This window comes from Pseudomonas sp. W2-17, assembly GCF_041060445.1.
GTDB lineage: Bacteria > Pseudomonadota > Gammaproteobacteria > Pseudomonadales > Pseudomonadaceae > Aquipseudomonas.
The window spans coordinates 80,181-96,215 of sequence record NZ_JAUFNS010000012.1 but is presented as its reverse complement, the minus strand read 5'-3'; the positions used below and the strand labels follow the sequence as shown (position 1 = coordinate 96,215).

Annotated in this window: 15 protein-coding genes; 11 read left to right on the top strand and 4 right to left on the bottom strand. The window is 60.9% G+C overall.

What is annotated here, in order from left to right; genetic code table 11:
• The first annotated feature begins 2 nt into the window (after positions 1–2).
• From QWI20_RS16510 to QWI20_RS16500, 3 genes are all read left to right on the top strand, one after another.
• Positions 3–668, top strand: a complete 666-nt coding sequence (locus QWI20_RS16510; RefSeq protein WP_282371729.1) for an alginate O-acetyltransferase AlgF — start codon at positions 3–5, stop codon at positions 666–668.
• Entirely contained in the window at positions 665–1,654 is a 990-nt protein-coding gene (locus tag QWI20_RS16505; RefSeq protein ID WP_369306361.1) for a twin-arginine translocation pathway signal, read from the top strand. Before QWI20_RS16510 ends, QWI20_RS16505 begins: the two co-directional genes overlap by 4 nt.
• A gap of 77 nt (positions 1,655–1,731) precedes the next feature.
• Complete coding sequence (locus QWI20_RS16500; RefSeq protein ID WP_369306360.1) at positions 1,732–2,514, top strand: hypothetical protein; 783 nt, start codon at positions 1,732–1,734, stop codon at positions 2,512–2,514.
• 33 nt (positions 2,515–2,547) lie between these two features.
• Here QWI20_RS16500 and QWI20_RS16495 read toward each other — a convergent pair whose 3' ends face one another.
• A complete protein-coding gene (locus QWI20_RS16495; protein WP_369306359.1) occupies positions 2,548–3,318 on the bottom strand; it encodes an SDR family NAD(P)-dependent oxidoreductase in 771 nt (256 codons plus the stop codon).
• Positions 3,319–3,495: 177 nt separating this feature from the next.
• Here QWI20_RS16495 and QWI20_RS16490 point away from each other — a divergent pair, with 177 nt between their 5' ends.
• From QWI20_RS16490 to QWI20_RS16480, 3 genes are all read left to right on the top strand, one after another.
• Positions 3,496–4,317, top strand: a complete 822-nt coding sequence (locus QWI20_RS16490; protein WP_369306358.1) for an SDR family oxidoreductase — start codon at positions 3,496–3,498, stop codon at positions 4,315–4,317.
• A gap of 229 nt (positions 4,318–4,546) precedes the next feature.
• Positions 4,547–5,572 carry a type III secretion system chaperone gene (locus QWI20_RS16485; RefSeq protein ID WP_369306357.1) on the top strand — a complete coding sequence of 342 codons (1,026 nt, stop codon included), beginning with the start codon at positions 4,547–4,549 and terminating at the stop codon, positions 5,570–5,572.
• Positions 5,572–7,521, top strand: a complete 1,950-nt coding sequence (locus QWI20_RS16480) for a hypothetical protein (protein WP_369306356.1) — start codon at positions 5,572–5,574, stop codon at positions 7,519–7,521. Before QWI20_RS16485 ends, QWI20_RS16480 begins: the two co-directional genes overlap by 1 nt.
• Positions 7,522–8,071: 550 nt before the next feature.
• Here the strand turns inward: QWI20_RS16480 and QWI20_RS16475 are convergent.
• Entirely contained in the window at positions 8,072–8,968 is an 897-nt protein-coding gene (locus tag QWI20_RS16475; protein ID WP_369306355.1) for a serine hydrolase domain-containing protein, read from the bottom strand.
• A gap of 281 nt (positions 8,969–9,249) precedes the next feature.
• Between QWI20_RS16475 and QWI20_RS16470 the strand changes: the two genes are divergently transcribed.
• Positions 9,250–9,549 carry a hypothetical protein gene (locus QWI20_RS16470; RefSeq protein ID WP_369306354.1) on the top strand — a complete coding sequence of 100 codons (300 nt, stop codon included), beginning with the start codon at positions 9,250–9,252 and terminating at the stop codon, positions 9,547–9,549.
• Between the two features lie 47 nt (positions 9,550–9,596).
• Here the strand turns inward: QWI20_RS16470 and QWI20_RS16465 are convergent, their stop codons facing one another.
• A complete protein-coding gene (locus tag QWI20_RS16465; protein WP_369306416.1) occupies positions 9,597–9,992 on the bottom strand; it encodes a DoxX-like family protein in 396 nt (131 codons plus the stop codon).
• A 5-nt stretch (positions 9,993–9,997) separates the two neighbouring features.
• A complete protein-coding gene (locus tag QWI20_RS16460; RefSeq protein ID WP_369306353.1) occupies positions 9,998–10,450 on the bottom strand; it encodes a thiol-disulfide oxidoreductase DCC family protein in 453 nt (150 codons plus the stop codon).
• A 291-nt stretch (positions 10,451–10,741) separates the two neighbouring features.
• On the opposite strand from QWI20_RS16460, the gene blaOXA reads away from it, so the two are divergent.
• The 4 genes from blaOXA to QWI20_RS16440 all read left to right on the top strand — a co-directional run bounded on the left by blaOXA (position 10,742) and on the right by QWI20_RS16440 (position 16,030).
• A complete protein-coding gene (blaOXA, locus tag QWI20_RS16455; protein WP_369306352.1) occupies positions 10,742–11,557 on the top strand; it encodes a class D beta-lactamase in 816 nt (271 codons plus the stop codon).
• Positions 11,558–11,629: 72 nt separating this feature from the next.
• A complete protein-coding gene (locus QWI20_RS16450) occupies positions 11,630–12,127 on the top strand; it encodes an HIT family protein (RefSeq protein ID WP_369306351.1) in 498 nt (165 codons plus the stop codon).
• Between the two features lie 190 nt (positions 12,128–12,317).
• Positions 12,318–13,226, top strand: a complete 909-nt coding sequence (gene glsB / locus QWI20_RS16445) for a glutaminase B (RefSeq protein ID WP_369306350.1) — start codon at positions 12,318–12,320, stop codon at positions 13,224–13,226.
• 185 nt (positions 13,227–13,411) lie between these two features.
• Positions 13,412–16,030: a PAS domain S-box protein gene (locus tag QWI20_RS16440; protein ID WP_369306349.1), complete on the top strand. Its 2,619-nt coding sequence runs from the start codon at positions 13,412–13,414 to the stop codon at positions 16,028–16,030.
• The last annotated feature ends 5 nt before the right edge of the window (positions 16,031–16,035 follow it).

Here is a 16,035-nt window from a genome sequence, read left to right as displayed (position 1 = left end):
ATATGCACCCTCGTATGTATTGGCTGATGGGGCTCGGACTGAGCCTGGGCATGGCGTCGACAGTGGCTCAGGCTGCGTCGGAAATCGCCCAACTCTATGCGCCGAAACTGCCGGAAGGCTCGGCCTGGGTGCGGGTGGTCAATCCCGCCGACGGCGCCGTGCAAGTGAGCGTGGACAACAAGCCCGGCGTTGCCCTGTCTGCGCAGTCGGTGGTGGCCAGTCCTTTCCAGGTGGTGGATTCGCGGCAACCGCTGCGCATTACGGTCAACCAGCGTGAGCTCAAGGGCCTGAACGTGCCGAAAAACGCCTTTGTCACGGTGATTTTGAACAGCGATCCAGCGGCCGCCCCCCGGGTGGTGATCGACCCGCAGCCGCGGGGCAAAGACTTGCGCGCCGAACTCAACGTCTACAACCTCAGCGCCGGCTGTGACAAAGCCGAGATCAAGCTGGCCAACGGCTCCAGCGTGTTCAGCCAGCTGCCGCTCAATGGCCAGGCGCAGCGCACCATCAATCCGGTGCAGGCGACCCTGATTGCCAGCTGCGATCAAAGCGCCAGCCTGCCGCTCAAGCTTGAGCCCTTCAAGGCCGGTGACCGTTACAGCCTGTTCCTGGTCGGCTCACGCCAGACCCCCCGCCTGATCGGCCTCGTTGACCAGACTGCCCCATGACCTTTCTAGTAAAACCTCGCCACATCCTGCGCCGTCCTTCGGTATCCGGCTTGATTGCCGGCGCGCTGCTGAGCCTGTCCGGCGCCGCTGCCCAAGCCGATTCGGCAGTGATCACCGGGCAGGGCGGCTGGTTATTTCCTGCGTGGGAAAGCCTGAACACTGTCGACAACCCCGGCATTGCGCGCGACATCGCCCTGATCAAGGACGTCCAGCAGCAACTTGAACGGGAGAAAATCGCCCTCGTGGTGCTGGTGGTGCCGATGAAAGCGCCGTTCTACGCCCAACGGCTGCCTGCCGACCATCCGTTGAGCCCGGCCGTGGTGCAGCGCTACGACCGTTTGCAAGGCGAACTGGCCAAGGCTGGCCTGACGACCCTGAACATCAAGCCGATCCTGCAAGCCACCGAGCAAGGCAAGCAGACGGCGTTTTACCGGGCCGACTACCACTGGACCGCCTGGAGCGCCGAAAACACGGCCGATGCCACTGCGAAACTGATCACCGGACGCTATCGCCTGCAGGGTGAACCCGGCGGCGGTGCAGTGCTGGGGGAATGGTTCGACAAGCGCGCCTTCGGCGATCTGGCCAGTAACTTCCTGCCGTCCATCAAGCGCAAGGCCATCGGCCGAGACATTTACACCGTGCGCCATCAGGTCGAGAAAGACCTGCTGATCGACGACGCCCCGGCCCCTGTTCAGGTCATCGGCAACAGCTTCGTGCAGCCTTACCTTGGCTACACGCAGAAACTGTCCAACGCCCTGGACCGCCCGGTCACACTGACCTGGAACCCCGGCGACGTCGGCCCCTGGGCGACACTGCTGCAATACCTGGAATCGCCGGATTTTGCTCAGCAAAAGCCGCAGGTGATCGTCTGGCAGTTCAATGAGGGTCAGTTCCATCTCGGCCCTGATGCAGCAACCCAATGGAATGCCAAGGGCGTGACGTCGCTGAACCAGTGGCACCAGCGCATCAAAAAGGCGCTTCCTTGAAAGTTTTCGGCAGGACCCCCCGGCGTGCCACTCTAGGTGTTCTGCTGCTTGCAGCGACACTGGTCACAGGCACCGCCATGTTTTACGCCACCACGCAAAAACGGCTGGACCCGGGCATCGTTGGAATTGTCTGGCAGCCCGATAACAAAACAGTCGGCATCAAGGGGCAATGGGACCAGCTCGGTGCCAGGGAATTGATGGTGCAATGGACCGTGGTCGACGATCAGGCATTCGTGCCAGGCACCGGTCTGCCGAGCGTACCGGTGCTGCCCGATTGGGCACGTATTGCCAAAGAACCTTGGGCCCAGGATGTAATCATCGGCCTGGCCGGATATTTCAGCGAGAACCGCTCCCGGGACAACATCGAGCAACTGGCCGCCGTCTCGGAGCGCATTGCCAAACTGCCGACGCCGTTGCACGTCACCGGTTATTACTTCCCGGCTGAAGTCGACCCCAGCTGGACCCGCGCCAAGGAGCTACCCGCGCTGCTGGCCAAGCTTCCGCGGCCGTTGTGGATCAGCGTCTATGACGGCGCCAACATCGGCCCGGCCGCCACTGCAGACTGGCTCAAGCAATGGCTGCCAGACGACATCGGCGTGTTCTTTCAGGACGGCGTTGGTGTCTACGCCCGCAGCGCACCGGTCGCCCGCACTTATGCCGACACCCTGCGCGAACGCCTGGGCAAGGACCGCGTGCGCATCATCGTCGAAGCCTTCCGCCCCAACTATGGCGGCGGCTTCCGCTCCGCGACGGCTGCCGAACTCAAACCGCAGCTGGCCGCCTATGACGGCTACCCGCTGTACCTGTTCGATGGCCCGCATTACGTGACGCCGGCGTTGGTGAAAGCGTTGGCGAAGTAATGATCGAAGTCATGTTTTCGCCAGTGGAACACGTCACCAGACAATAGGTTTGTCGTTCCAGTCCCAGAAGGTCCCGCTGTCGGCCGGCCCGCGTGCGCCGACCACTTCAAGAATGCGCTCCGCCGAGAACGCCGGTTCGAACAGTTGGCCCTCAGGCACGTTCGCCTGGAAGGGCCGAGACAGCTCCGTGTCGGTCGTGCCCGGGTGTATGGCCAGGACAGTCGAGGCAGGGTTCAGGCGTTTCAATTCGATACTGGCCGTGTGCAGCAACTGGTTGAGCGCCGATTTGCTGGCTCTGTAGCTGTACCAGCCACCCAATCTGTTATCGCCGATTGAGCCAACCCTCGCTGAGAGCGCCGCGAACGTAGCAGGCTGTCTGCGCAGTAACGGAAGCAGGTGTTTTAGCAGCAGGATCGGCGCAAAGGTGTTGGTCGCGAAGCTCGCTTGCAGGCCCGCAAGGGTCAGTTGTGCCAGCCCCTTTTCTGCTCGGGCGCCGTCCTGATGAAGAATGCCCAGCGCACTGATAACCAGGTGCAGATGATCGCATCCTGCAAGCGTCTCGCTGACGAGCGCTTCGAGGGATTGCTCATTACGCGCGTCGCAGTCGACGCGTTTCAGACGGTCGCCATATTGCGCTGCAAGGGTTGCCAGCTCTAGGGAGGTGGTGGCGTTTCGCGCTACTGCCCACACCTGAGCCACATCATCGCGAGCCAGCAACGCCGCGCAGAGCGCCAGGCCGATACCTCGGCTGGCGCCGCAAATCAGCACGTGAGCGTCGCTGTTCAATTCGGGTATCAAACGCATAAGGCACCTTGAGGGGCGTGGCTGAAGTGTTTTTATGACCCTGAGTCAGGTTTTGAAGTTCAGGTTTCGTGGCGTTCGGTTATGGACTAGCCTCTTCGCCAACCGTGATCATGGCACAGGACATTGGCTCGTTATCATGGGCGCTCTACACGCCTTACCCTGGAGATAAAATCATTTATGGAAAATAAACTGGCCTCCAAGACAGCCGTCGTTACCGGCGCGGCTCAAGGCATCGGTGCCGCCATTGCAAAACTCTTTGTGCAAGAAGGTTGCTTCGTTTACGTCACGGATATCAACGAAGCGCTTGGTCGTGCGGTTGCAAGCGCGTTGGGGGGGGGCGCCTGTTTTCTGCGTCTGGATGTGCGGCGTGAAGAAGATTGGCAACGATTGGCCGGGCAGATTTCAAATGACGGCCGCCGTTGGGATGTTCTCGTGAATAACGCGGGCATCACCGGATTCGAGGATGGCGCTGTGCGGCATGACCCGGAACATGCACGGCTGGAAGATTGGCGTTCGGTGCATCAAACCAATCTCGACGGTGTATTCCTCGGATGCAAATACGCCATTCGCTCCATGCGCCCATCAGGCGCCGGTTCCATCGTTAACATCTCCTCTCGCTCCGGTCTGGTGGGCATTCCAGGTGCCGCCGCGTATGCGTCTTCCAAAGCTGCCGTCCGCAATCACACTAAAACGGTGGCGCTTTACTGCGCCGAACAAGGGCTGAAGGTTAGATGCAACTCGATACACCCGGCGGCCATTCTGACCCCCATGTGGGAACCCATGTTAGGCAGCGATGCCGGTCGCGAAGCGCGAATGGCTGCGCTGGTTCGAGACACGCCGCTCAGGCGATTCGGAATGCCTGAAGAGGTGGCCGCTCTGGCCTTGTTGCTCGCGTCGGATGAAGCCACGTATATCACGGGCAGTGAGTTCAACATTGATGGTGGGCTGTTAGCCGGAACGGCTGCGACTCCCGCAATCGTAGGTGACAGCGAAACCTAGGCATTAATGTCGCGGGGGCGAGAGACGGTTCTGCCCGATAAGGGGCCATCGCTGGGAGCAGCCTTTGACCCCTCGGCAGTACAAAAATGCAGTACATGGCGGGGAACCGATCTGCGTGCTGGTACCACACACAGCTACGAACATGCCTTGCCTACTTGTAACGCCCCTGGTAGCAGCTTCCCACGTGCCAGGGCGCTTTAAAAGAAGGCGCTGACGGATTGGTGATTTCATGCTCACAGACCCCAACCTGCGTTTTTCTACGCCGTCTCGCTCGCCCCGGGCCCGCAATGCGCCCGCCGACACGACGCTGAACGGCCTCCCGCCAATGGGGGACGACACCCGCTCCTGGCTGACCGAAGTGGCCCGCGCACTGGGTCTGTCGCCCCAGGCAGCCGCCACTTTCACACGCTACGGCATGCTGACGCTGTCACCCTTGAACGTGGTGATGGTCCGCCAGCAAGAGGAACCGCCCAGATGGTCCCTGCTGGGGTTCATTCAGTCGCCGACCGGGATCAGCCCTTTGCTTTGGCGCGAGGCCCTGCTGCGCGCCAACTGCGTGAGCATGGCCCTGGACACCTGCGTGTGGGCCCAGGATGCAAGCGGCGCCACGCTGCTGGTCAAGCAATTGCCCTTTTACCACCATAACGACAGCCAGGCGCTGATCAAGGCCCTCGAGCAGATGCAAGCGCTGGGGGCTAGCCTGCTGGTCACGCTGATAGCCGCCGCCAACGCCAGCGAAAATCCTCCCGAACAGCCCTCGGCGGATATGGCACCGGCCAACTCGCAATTGGCGCAGCTGGGCGAGAAGGTCGACGCCATCGCTCAGCAGCAGATCAACGACCAGTGGCACCGACCTTTGCTTGAGCGGGCCTTCACTGCTCTTCAAGTGCCGCTGCCAGGCCAGGCGTTCGGTAGCGTGGGCTCGCTTAAGGTGAATGATCGCTACATCGACATTATCGCCGACCCCGACCAACGCCACCTGTTGCTCAGCACGCCGGTGGCGGTTGCCCTGAACGGCAATGAGCAACGCGGCGCGGCGTTGCAGAGCAATCTGTACTTGATGACCGGCGCCCAATGTGGCGTCGCCCTGGCACCGGCTGGCGCCAGTCTGCAAGCGCGCTGGGACAGTACTGGGCTCGATGGCGACGACTTGGCGAGCTGGCTGGTGCGTTTCGTGACCCTGGCCGTTGGCATTGACAGTAATCAGCGGCCTGGGGCTACCTCCGGCAGGCGTTTGAACGGGAGCAATATCTGATGGTTGGCGGCATTGGCAATAACCACGTTACGGCCCCTCTACTGCCCAGCACGCAGCCGTCTGCAGGCAACGCAGGCAACGCAGGCAATGCGGGGCATCAACCACCTACTCTGCAGGACCGCTTGCGCAACGCTGGTCACTCGGCATTGGCGACGGGTGGCATGCTCATTGACGATACGCGGAACAGCCTGCCTTCGGGCCGCACCATGGGCGCCATGGCGGGGCACGCGTTGCAACAGGCGGTGACCTGCGGGGCCACGACCTTCGCCCGCGAAGAAGTGTTCATGCATGCCTACAATGCCATGCTGCCAATACTTCAGGACCAGGGTGCCCCGGCGTTGATGGCCGCCCAAGTGGCGGTGTCCGGCACCAAGATAGCGGCGAACCTCTATCGTCATTCACGCCTGGAACACCCGGACCCGGAAGCGGGGGTGAGGGGCCACTTTGGCCTCAGCCCCGAGCAGTGGCAGAGCAAGACGCCGACCGAAAAAGCCGCGCTCACAGCCGAACATAAGAGCGACTCGCGCAATGTGACGCGCAACGAGATCGTGGCCGACGCCGCTTTCCTGGTGATGTCCGCGCTGAGCCACAGCCATGGCGATGGCGCCCTGGCTGCCCGGGTGCTGGCGACCCAGATGCGCAATCTGACCTACGCCGCCAGCCGCGAAACCTTGCAGGCGACCGTCTCCACCACCACCAGCAGCAACGGCACGAGCACCCATGGTGTCAATTCCGATCATACGAACGCCAATGCCTGGACGTACTCAGCGATGACCCTGGCCATGGGTTACCTGCAAGATGCGGTGATCGGCCATGCCTTGCCCGCCGGGCAATCGGCGGCGGGCCCAACGGTTAATGATGAGCATGGCAAACCACTGACCGGCGCGGCGCTCAACAGCGCGATCAACACGGTGGCGGGCATACGCGCCTTGGCTAACACCGCCATCGAGACAGTGGATGCTTACCGAGGCAAGCACGCCAGCCTTGCTGAAGTGGGCGATACGCAAAAGCTTCAGACCGATGCAAGCAAATTGTTACCGCTCAAGGACTATGAGCGTTTGCTTGACCATTCTCCTGCGCGCTTGAGCTGGAACAATATTTCAGGGGCCCTGCCCCTGGCGCTGGACACTCTGACCAAGGGCAAGGTCTCGCCCGCTGTGTCTCAGTTCTTTAATAACGCTGGCGCCGCTGCCATGTTTGGTTTGACCTACGAAACGGTCAACAAGACCTACAATGCCCATGCCAGCAACCGGGCTGCCCGCGCCGCATTGAATACCGGTAGCCCCCAGACTACCGGCGGCCAGGCGGGTGTTACCGCCACGGTAGCACCGGCGCAAGTGCAGCCAACTCCAACTGCACCGGCGCAAGCGCAGCCAACTCCAGTTGCGCCGGCGCAAGCGCAGCCAGCTCCAGTCGCGCCGGCGCAAGCGCATCCAGCGCCAATCGCACCGGCGCAAGCGCAGCCAACTCCAGTTGCGCCGGCGCAAGCGCAGCCAGCGCCAATCGCACCGGCGCAAGCGCAGCCAACTCCAATTGCACCGGCGCCTGTCGCCCAGCCGGTTCCAGCCCAACCTGCCCAGGCCCCGCAACCAGCCGCCCAGGCCAGCACACTTGCCCCGGCAACACCGGCGAGCCGAAGTGCACCCAAACCAGCGCCAGTGCCGACTTCCGCCTTGGCCCAAGCCTCTATGAGGTCTCAAGCCCGTTTTGCTAATGTGGGCGTAGGCCAATCGTCCGCGGGCCCTGCCCGTTCGCCGGCCGCCGTGGCTGCCGGTGCCGCTGCCATTGCTCGTGCCGCCGCTGCCGCTCGGCCCGCGCCCGCATCTACGCCGACCGCCGCTCAAGCCGCCGCTGCCTTAGCCACACCTGTCGAGCCAAGCGATGCGGCGGCGCCTGCACCTGAGAGCATAAATCTGGACTTGGCAGATAGCTCGAGCGGGAAGCCGTAATCGGCAGTGGGATGTCAGCGTGCGGTGAAGGTACCTACCCGATCCGCCGCCTCCATCCTCAGCAAGATCAAGCTGGCCAAGACCGGGCAGGGCGGGGCCTCGGGGATCTGGGGCCCAATCCAAACACCGATTACCGGCAAGATGATCGATACCATCACCCCCAGAAACCGGGTTATTTTGCCCGCCGTTAGTTGCGATGGCCGGCCCGGAAGAGGCCCCGATTTACCTCCGACGCGTGCTGCGACGGGATATCGTTTCGAAGGCAGTTTATTGATTCCCCAGAGCGTGTGTTTTGTTCTGCAACGCCTATGTCGCAGCCATCGCGTGCGTTACGGCGCCTGCTGAAACTACAAGTGCTTATAGGTCGTGGATCGAAATGTCAGTACATGCAACCGCCGACATTCAGCTTCTACCCTGGGCGGCTGCAATTGGCAGCTAGCTGACTTCAACGAGCGGCCGACCTAGGTCGGAAGCGGTCAGCCACGACCGGCTGCTTTCGACCCAAAGCGGTCAATCGCCGAATAACCACAAAGCTGAGGCAAAAAAGGGCTTATACGCCTTCCGTCTCTTGCCGCAAGACCTGTACCAGTTCTCCAGCAACAAAGGCTTCGACCGCTCCTTCACTGGCGTTCGCCTCAAACGCTGCGCAACACGCCGATGTGTCGCCGTCATCTATACGGTAAACGGCAATGACGCTGCCAGGCCCGCAGCCTGTGTGTCCGCATAGGGTAAACCCGCCGTCAATCGAACCCTGCATGACACCGAGGCCATAGCCGGCATTGACCCATGGGCGCCCGGGAATCGCGCCGCCCAATCCCCGCGCTGCCTGCATTTCCTGAAGTAGGCTTTTCGGGAGAAGATCACCGGACAGCAGTCGATCCAGGAATACCGCTGCTTGCGATATTGGGCCGACCAGCAAGCCGTGATAGACCCAGGCGGGGTCGTAATTAGAGGCACTTCCAAGAGGGGAGGTTTGTAAGTCTGCTCGCGTTTTGGCGAAACGAACGTTTGACACGCCCAATGGGCTTAGTGCCCGTTGATTGACCGCTTCATCAAGCGTCAGATGAGTTAGCCGCTCAATAAGCCTGCCGATCAGCATGTATCCGACATTTGAATAGCGCCAGCCGGTTCCGGGGCTGTATCGAAGTCGAGTGACGTCCAGGCGCTGCATCATTTCGTCTGTTGACCAGGCTGATTCGCTGTTTGAAACGGCGGCGTGATACTCCGCCAGTTCGCCATAATCAGCGAGACCTGCTTCATGCCGCAGTAGCTGGCGTAACGTGAAAAGCTGATCGGGAATAGGTTCGTCCAACCCGATCAGCCCATCACGCACCAATGAGAGGGCTGTTGCCGCCAGGACTGTTTTCGTGAAACTCCACCAGGGCACCATCAGTTCTGAGGGGTTAGGCGTTTGTGGCTGACCATTTGATATGAGTGAACTGAGCATTGGCGTCCTTGGGATGTTTGCGGGTCGAGGGCTCGACACGATATCTCATTTGATCTTATTCGCCGGAGGCCTTCGAGGCACATCTGATGGATTCATTCGTCCTTTGGAGGACGTTGTTTCAGGCAGGGAAATATCGTTATTCTGGCCGGCGTAGTTGCTTTTATCGAAGACTGTTCTGGTCCACTGCAGATGCTCCCCAAAGCCTGCCGTCAGGCCGTTCGCTTCAAGTAGGATATTTCGGGGCATTTACATTGCTCGTCAATGCGCAAGGAAGCGGAAATATGACTCAAGCCAAACGCAATAAAACACTCAGCGGCTCCTTCGTATTCGCTGGATTAGCGTACGGCGTATTGCTGTTTTTCTTGATTCTCATCTGGTTTTTGCCTGAGCGGGCGCAAGTGGTCGCACATTTTCGGGCCTATATGTTGCCCGTTATTTTTTTCGGGGTGACGGGCAGCATTGTGTATCGCGAGGGCAAGGGGAGCGCTGAGAAGGCAGGAAAGTGCTTGATGGCAATGGCCTACCTGTCCTGTGGTGCCTTTTTCGGCTTGTTCATCTATACGTTCCTGACCGGCAAGTAGTCCGCTATCGTTCCAGGCTGACATTCGTCACCTAATGTTCTTAGTGTTCAGCTGCGTTCCTGACTTCCCCAAGGTGACTGATCCCTTGTCCTTGTAGCCCACGCGATGGCGCATAGCGCCATTCCCGCCACATTCAACGTGACCGGATTGAACGCGTCCAAGAGCATTGAGGGTTGCATGATCGCCACATCCACCAGCAGAGCTAGCAGGATGAGTCCGCCGAGCAGCAGCGGCCAGTTGAGCCGAGGTAGAAGAAGCAACACTGCGGCCAGCACCAGTTCTGCCGCGCCTGCCGCCTGCGCCAACCATGTTGAATGTTCCAGCCCGTGGGCCTGCAACAGCATCTGCTCGCCGGGGCTTAATGCGATGAGCTTCGGCACCAGGCCGTGGTAAGCGAACATGAAAGCCAGGCTGCCGCGTGCCAGCCAGTGAACCTGGCGCATCCCCTTCACGAAAATCCCTTGAGGAAGCGCCGTTGATGGTCAGGTGTTGGCAGCATGCACAACTCGTGTTTTCCAAACAGACGATAGCGGTTTAGCGCGACGCGGTCGTAAGCCCAGTCACGAAACCACTGTGGAAAAATACGCAGCACCCGAAACATTGGCCACGCTCCCGGCAACAGAGTAACCACTTCGAAGAATGCCTCCGAGCGCACCCAGTAATGTTGGTCGCGAATGACCGCCATGGTGTCGAACGCATCGACGGGCAACCCTGCCCACGCCAGCAAGGCTTGACCTTCGGGCGACTGCACCGCTGCCAGTCGAACGCGATGGTGACGGTCGTGCCGGATCAGAAACTTCGCCCAGCCGTTACACAGTTTGCAGACGCCGTCGAAAAGCACCACGGTTTCACCAGGGGCCAGAAGCGGGGCGGGGGCAGGGCGGACCAATGAGACAGGCATGCTGGATTCTCTGCGGGGGCGATGGAAGCATTGTATGGCGCGCTGTCGTAGCGTTTCCAGTCAAGGCAAAGGAGTCGTCTGTGCAACCAAATGCCTTGGATTCGATTTTGATGCGCAGAGTAGGGAATTTCGCTTACCTTGCACTTGATCCGGCCGGCCATAAGCGGACCGTCGAAGAGCCCTGAGAAAAGCTGATGTTGGATAAGCGGCTCGGAGAGAGTCTGATCGAACTGCGGAGTCATATTCCCGGAGGGATAGGCTTTTGTATCGTCGTCTAAAGGAAGAGAACTGATGTTTATGCGAGGCGTTGCGTTAGGTGTACTGATTCTGGGATTCAACATTTCATCACCACTGGCCGGGACTATTTGCACCCTTGTCGCCGATGCTAAAAACGGTGAGGTCCTGCTGGAAGAGGGTGATTGCCGAAGTCGAGTCACCCCCGCCTCAACGTTCAAGATCGCCATTAGCCTGATGGGCTTTGACGCAGCTTTTCTGCAAAACGAGCATTCTCCTACTTTGCCGTACCGTCCCGGTGATCCTGACTGGGGCGGAGCTGCATGGCTGGAGCCGACCGATGCAACGCGGTGGTTTCAGTATTCCGTGGTGTGGTTCTCGCAACGCGTCACTCATGCGCTCGGGGAGGCTGCAGTCCAGCGATATGCCGAGTCATTCGATTACGGAAATACCGACCTGACGGGGGATCCGGGACAAAACAACGGCCTTGATCGTGCCTGGATCAGCTCCTCGTTGAAAATCTCTCCTCGCGAACAGATCACTTTTCTGAACAGACTGGTGAACCGTCAACTACCCGTGAGCCCTCATGCCTACGATATGACGAGCCGAATTTCGCAAATTGCGCTGCGGCCAGATGGTTGGAATGTTCACGGTAAAACAGGCACAGCATTTCCTCGGATGGGAGACGGCAAAAGCGATGAGGCTCATGGATACGGATGGTTTGTCGGTTGGGCGACGAAGGGCGAACATTCCCTGGTTTTCGCCCGTCTCGCTCAAGATGACCACGCGCAGCCGGTGCCCGCAGGACTACGGGTTCGTGATGCGTTAATGGATGAGTGGCCCGAGCTGGCCAGATCGTTGGTGAAGCGATGAGTGAAACGCGGCGGGCCGGGCGGCATCCGTCTTGACCGTTATAGAGCTGTCATCAGCGTACAGGGCCACCTTATGCATATACCCCCTAGCTTCGTCATCCACGAAACCACCCACTGGCTCATCAACCACCGCCTGGACAGCCACCTCCCGGGCTACCTGATGCTCAGCGCAAAGCAGATGACCCACTCGCTGGCAACCCTGCCAAACGAAGCGCTGACCGAGCTAGGTCCATTACAGGCGAAAATCCAGCAAGCCATCGAAACCCACCTGCACCCCAAACGCCTCTACATTGGCCGTTTCGGCCATGACGCGGGTCACTCCATTCACTTCCATTTCATCCCGATCTACCCATGGGTCGAGGCGCTGTTCTGGCAGGACGAACGCTACAGATCGCTGCAAACCTTCGGCTCGCTTTCTGACGGTTCCAGCCAAACCGACGGCGCAGAACTGACCCTGTTCGTGTGGCGAGAGTTCTGTGAGCGTCCCGATCCGCCATCCATAGAAGGCCCATCTGTTGACCTAGCCATCGCGGCGCTGCGGCAAGCATTCAGTCCCGACACCTCGATCTGATGGCAGGGCAAACTTCCCAAAAAATCCGCCCCATAAGCGCTGTCGGCCAACCCACGCTTGCCAACCCAAAAGTGCACACCCACCCGCAACAAAAACCATAATCCTGCCCAAAAGTGTGATCTCACCCCTCCAGCATTCGTCATGAACCCTAACCCCTGCTGCCGTCAGGGGATCAACGCCAGGACCTTCCATGCAAACGCTGTTGAACGAGATTCTCGACGAAGTGCGTCCCTTGATCGGCCAGGGCAAGGTGGCTGATTACATTCCCGCGCTGGCCGATGTGCCGGCGCAGCAGTTGGGCATTGCCGTGTATGGCAACGATGGGAGCTATTACTGCGCCGGCGATGCGCTGGAGCCGTTTTCGGTGCAGAGCATTTCCAAGGTGTTCAGCCTGGTTCAGGCGATTGGCCATTCCGGTGAAGCCATCTGGGAGCGTCTGGGTCATGAGCCGTCGGGTCAGCCGTTCAACTCGCTGGTGCAGTTGGAGTTCGAGCGCGGGCGGCCGCGTAATCCCTTTATCAACGCCGGCGCTTTGGTGATCTGTGACATCAACCAATCCCGTTTCGCCGCACCGACATTATCGATGCGCGATTTCGTACGGCGGCTGTCGGGCAATCCCCACGTGTTGATCGATGCCCGTGTGGCGGATTCCGAATACCAATTCCGCGCACGCAACGCGGCGATGGCGTACCTGATGCAGTCCTTCGGCAACTTCCATAACGAGGTCGAGACTGTTCTGCGCAGTTATTTCAGTTGCTGCGCGCTGAAGATGAGCTGTCTGGATCTGGCCCGGGCGTTCTGCTTCCTGGCGAACAACGGGTTCTGCAAACACAGCGGTGAGCAAATCCTCACGCCGCGCCAGACTCAGCAAGTGAACTCGATCATGGCCACTAGCGGGCTGTATGACGAAGCCGGCAATTTCGCCTACCGCGTGGGGTTGCCCGGCAAGAGCGGGGTAGGGGGCGGAATCGTGGCGATCGTGCCAGGGCAGTTCACCGTGTGCGTGTGGTCGCCGGAGCTGAATGCCGCCGGGAATTCCCTCGCCGGAATGGCGGCGCTTGAGTTGCTGAGTTCGCGAATAGGCTGGTCTGTTTTCTGACAGCCGGCGTGGTCGTTTCACGTTTGCGGAATCACTCAAAAGAATGACCTGCGCGCGTTGGTCGCTTTTCCGAAAAAGCTGATTCCAGCCGTGTCGAGGGCGAAGAGTTACCCGATACAATGCCGCTTTACCCTGTCCAGTTCGAACCAGTCTGCGGGATGCCGTGGCGATGTCGGGAGATCCGTTTGACGACTGTTCCAGTCGATCCTAGCGGCGATGAGCGCCTGTCTCATGTGCTGAACGCCAGTGAGCGGCTAGTGATGGCGGAATCAGTGGACGAGGTCGTCGCCGTGCTCCGCGACGTGGCCCGTGCCACGGTCGGCGCGGATGGCGTTGCGGTCATTATTCAGGATGAGGGACGCTGTTCTTATATCGCCGAGGATGCAGTCTCGCCGCTCTGGCAAGGTCAGACCTATCCGGCCGACCACTGCGTTTCGGGATGGGTCATGCGTCGCGGCGAGACGATTGCGATCCGTGACGTCCGGCTCGATCCACGCATCCCGCAGGACGCCTACGCGCCAACCTTCGTCCGTAGCCTGGTCATGGCACCCATCGGTCGACCTGTTCCGGTCGCGGCGCTCGGCGCTTATTGGTCGCAGGTCCGCAGTCACGACGACGACACGGTCAAGCGCCTGGAAAGCCTGGCGCGGCTGGCAACCATCGCCATCGAGAACGCACGGCTGACCCAGGCACGCAATCGCGCGGCGGCGCTCGGGGCCGCGCAGAACCGTACCCTTGAACTGGCTGTTGAAGAAACGCCGCTGAATGTTGCCCTGGACGCGATCGTCCGCGAGGTGGAGGCGCTGTCGCCGTCCCGTTTCCTGGGCAGCATCCTGCTCCTGAGCGAGGAGGGCGGTCAGCTGCAGCATTGCGCCGGACCGAGCCTGCCCCCTCCGTTTATCAACGCTGTGGAAAACATCACTGTCAGCCCAAGTGCTGGTTCAGGCAGTCGCGCGACGACCCCGAACCCACTGGCGTTCGTGTCTGACATTGCCCATGACCTGCAGTGGGCCGAGTTCCGGGCGCAGGCCATCGAACACGGTTTGCACGTCTGCGCGTCAATCCCTATCCGGTCGGCGCAGGGCGCCATGCTCGGTACGTTTGTCATGTATCACGCCGAGCTGCGCGAGCCGTTATCGGCGGATCTGGAGATCTGCGATTTCGTGGTCAAAACGGTGGGCCTCGTCGTGCACCGTGCGCGAGCCGAGGACGCAATCCGCAGCAGCGAGGCGCGCTACCGCCAGATCGTCGAAGGCGCAGAGGACTTCGCGATCATCACCTTCGACGCGAAAGGCACGGTCACCGGGTGGAACATCGGCGCCCAGCGCGTGATCGGCTACCGTGCCGACGAAGTCATGGGTCGTGAGGGCGATCTGTTCTACACCGAGTCGGACCAGGCGGAGCGAGTGTTCCAGGGCGAGCTCGAACTCGCCATTGCGCAGGGGCGGGCCGTCAACGAACGTTGGCACGTTGATAAAAATGGTGCGCGCTTCTGGGGCTCCGGATTGATGATGCCGCTGGCCACGGAGCAGGGCGGCTTCGTGAAAATCTTCCGCGACCGCACGGCCGAGCACCAGGCCGAAGCGGCGCTGCAAGAGAGCGCGTCGCGACTGAGCTTTTTTGATGAGCTCGACAGCCGCCTTTTCAGTATTCGCCGGGCCGAAGACGCGATGCTCGCCGCCACCGAGATGCTCGGGCGCAGGCTCAACGTGTCGCGCTGCGCCTACGCGGATGTCGACGTCGATAATGACCGCTTCTGGATTCGCAGCGACTACAACGCGGCTGGCATCCAGAGCTCGGCCGGAACCTACAGCCTCGATCTTTTCGGCCCACGGGCGGCGGCTGACATGCGCGAAGGCCGCACGCTGATCGTGCGCGACGTCGCCGCAGAACTCGCCGCCAGCGAGGGCCTGGAGATGTTCCGGGGCATTGGCATCGACGCGATCATCTGTTGCCCGCTGGTCAAGAATGGCCGGCTGACGGCCATGATGGCGGTTCATCAGGATCAGCCTCGCGACTGGTTGCCCTCGGAAGTCCTGCTGGTCAGGGAAGTCGTCGAGCGCTGCTGGGCGCATGTCGAGCGGGTGGGCGCCGAGATGCGAATGCGCGAAAGCGAAGAGCGCCTGCGCCTTGCCGTCGAACACGCCGACATCGGTTTCTGGGACGTGGACATCGTTCACGATACGCTGATCTGGCCGCCCAGAACCAAGGCAATGTTCGGCATCCAGGCTGACGTGCCAGTCACGATTCAAGACTTTTACGACGGCTTGCACCCCGAGGACCGGGACGCCACGATCGCGGCGTTCAAGGCAGCCAGCGACCCTGAACGCCGCGCGCTTTATGACGTCGACTACCGCACCGTCGGCAGGGACGATGGCGTGATTCGCTGGGTGGCCGCCAAGGGGCGGGGCGTGTTCGACGCCGCCGGCCGCTGCCTGCGCGTCACCGGCACGGTGGTTGAGATCACCGCCCGCAAGGACGTCGAGGAAGAGCTGCGCGAACTCAATGCCACGCTCGAAGGGCGGATTGCCAAGGCCATCGCCGAGCGGGAAGAAGTCCAGGAGGCGCTGCGCCAGAGTCAGAAGATGGAAGCCATGGGGCAACTCACCGGCGGTGTGGCCCATGACTTCAATAACCTGCTCACCCCCATCGTCGGCACCCTCGATATGCTCCAGCGCCGAGGCGTGGGCGGTGAACGTGAGCAGCGGTTGATTTCCGGCGCCGTGCAATCGGCCGATCGCGCCAGGACACTTGTGCAGCGGTTGCTGGCCAGCCGGTGTCGGTCGACGTGGCGAAGCTGGTGAACGGC

What these genes read in the sequence shown, in the direction of transcription:
- QWI20_RS16510 (WP_282371729.1), top strand. Translation starts at nt 3, where the DNA reads ATGCACCCTCGTATGTATTGGCTGATGGGGCTCGGACTGAGCCTGGGC.
- QWI20_RS16505 (WP_369306361.1), top strand. Translation starts at nt 665, where the DNA reads ATGACCTTTCTAGTAAAACCTCGCCACATCCTGCGCCGTCCTTCGGTA.
- QWI20_RS16500 (WP_369306360.1), top strand. Translation starts at nt 1,732, where the DNA reads ATGTTTTACGCCACCACGCAAAAACGGCTGGACCCGGGCATCGTTGGA.
- QWI20_RS16495 (WP_369306359.1), bottom strand. Translation starts at nt 3,318, where the DNA reads ATGCGTTTGATACCCGAATTGAACAGCGACGCTCACGTGCTGATTTGC.
- QWI20_RS16490 (WP_369306358.1), top strand. Translation starts at nt 3,496, where the DNA reads ATGGAAAATAAACTGGCCTCCAAGACAGCCGTCGTTACCGGCGCGGCT.
- QWI20_RS16485 (WP_369306357.1), top strand. Translation starts at nt 4,547, where the DNA reads ATGCTCACAGACCCCAACCTGCGTTTTTCTACGCCGTCTCGCTCGCCC.
- QWI20_RS16480 (WP_369306356.1), top strand. Translation starts at nt 5,572, where the DNA reads ATGGTTGGCGGCATTGGCAATAACCACGTTACGGCCCCTCTACTGCCC.
- QWI20_RS16475 (WP_369306355.1), bottom strand. Translation starts at nt 8,968, where the DNA reads ATGCTCAGTTCACTCATATCAAATGGTCAGCCACAAACGCCTAACCCC.
- QWI20_RS16470 (WP_369306354.1), top strand. Translation starts at nt 9,250, where the DNA reads ATGACTCAAGCCAAACGCAATAAAACACTCAGCGGCTCCTTCGTATTC.
- QWI20_RS16465 (WP_369306416.1), bottom strand. Translation starts at nt 9,992, where the DNA reads ATGCGCCAGGTTCACTGGCTGGCACGCGGCAGCCTGGCTTTCATGTTC.
- QWI20_RS16460 (WP_369306353.1), bottom strand. Translation starts at nt 10,450, where the DNA reads ATGCCTGTCTCATTGGTCCGCCCTGCCCCCGCCCCGCTTCTGGCCCCT.
- blaOXA (WP_369306352.1), top strand. Translation starts at nt 10,742, where the DNA reads ATGTTTATGCGAGGCGTTGCGTTAGGTGTACTGATTCTGGGATTCAAC.
- QWI20_RS16450 (WP_369306351.1), top strand. Translation starts at nt 11,630, where the DNA reads ATGCATATACCCCCTAGCTTCGTCATCCACGAAACCACCCACTGGCTC.
- glsB (WP_369306350.1), top strand. Translation starts at nt 12,318, where the DNA reads ATGCAAACGCTGTTGAACGAGATTCTCGACGAAGTGCGTCCCTTGATC.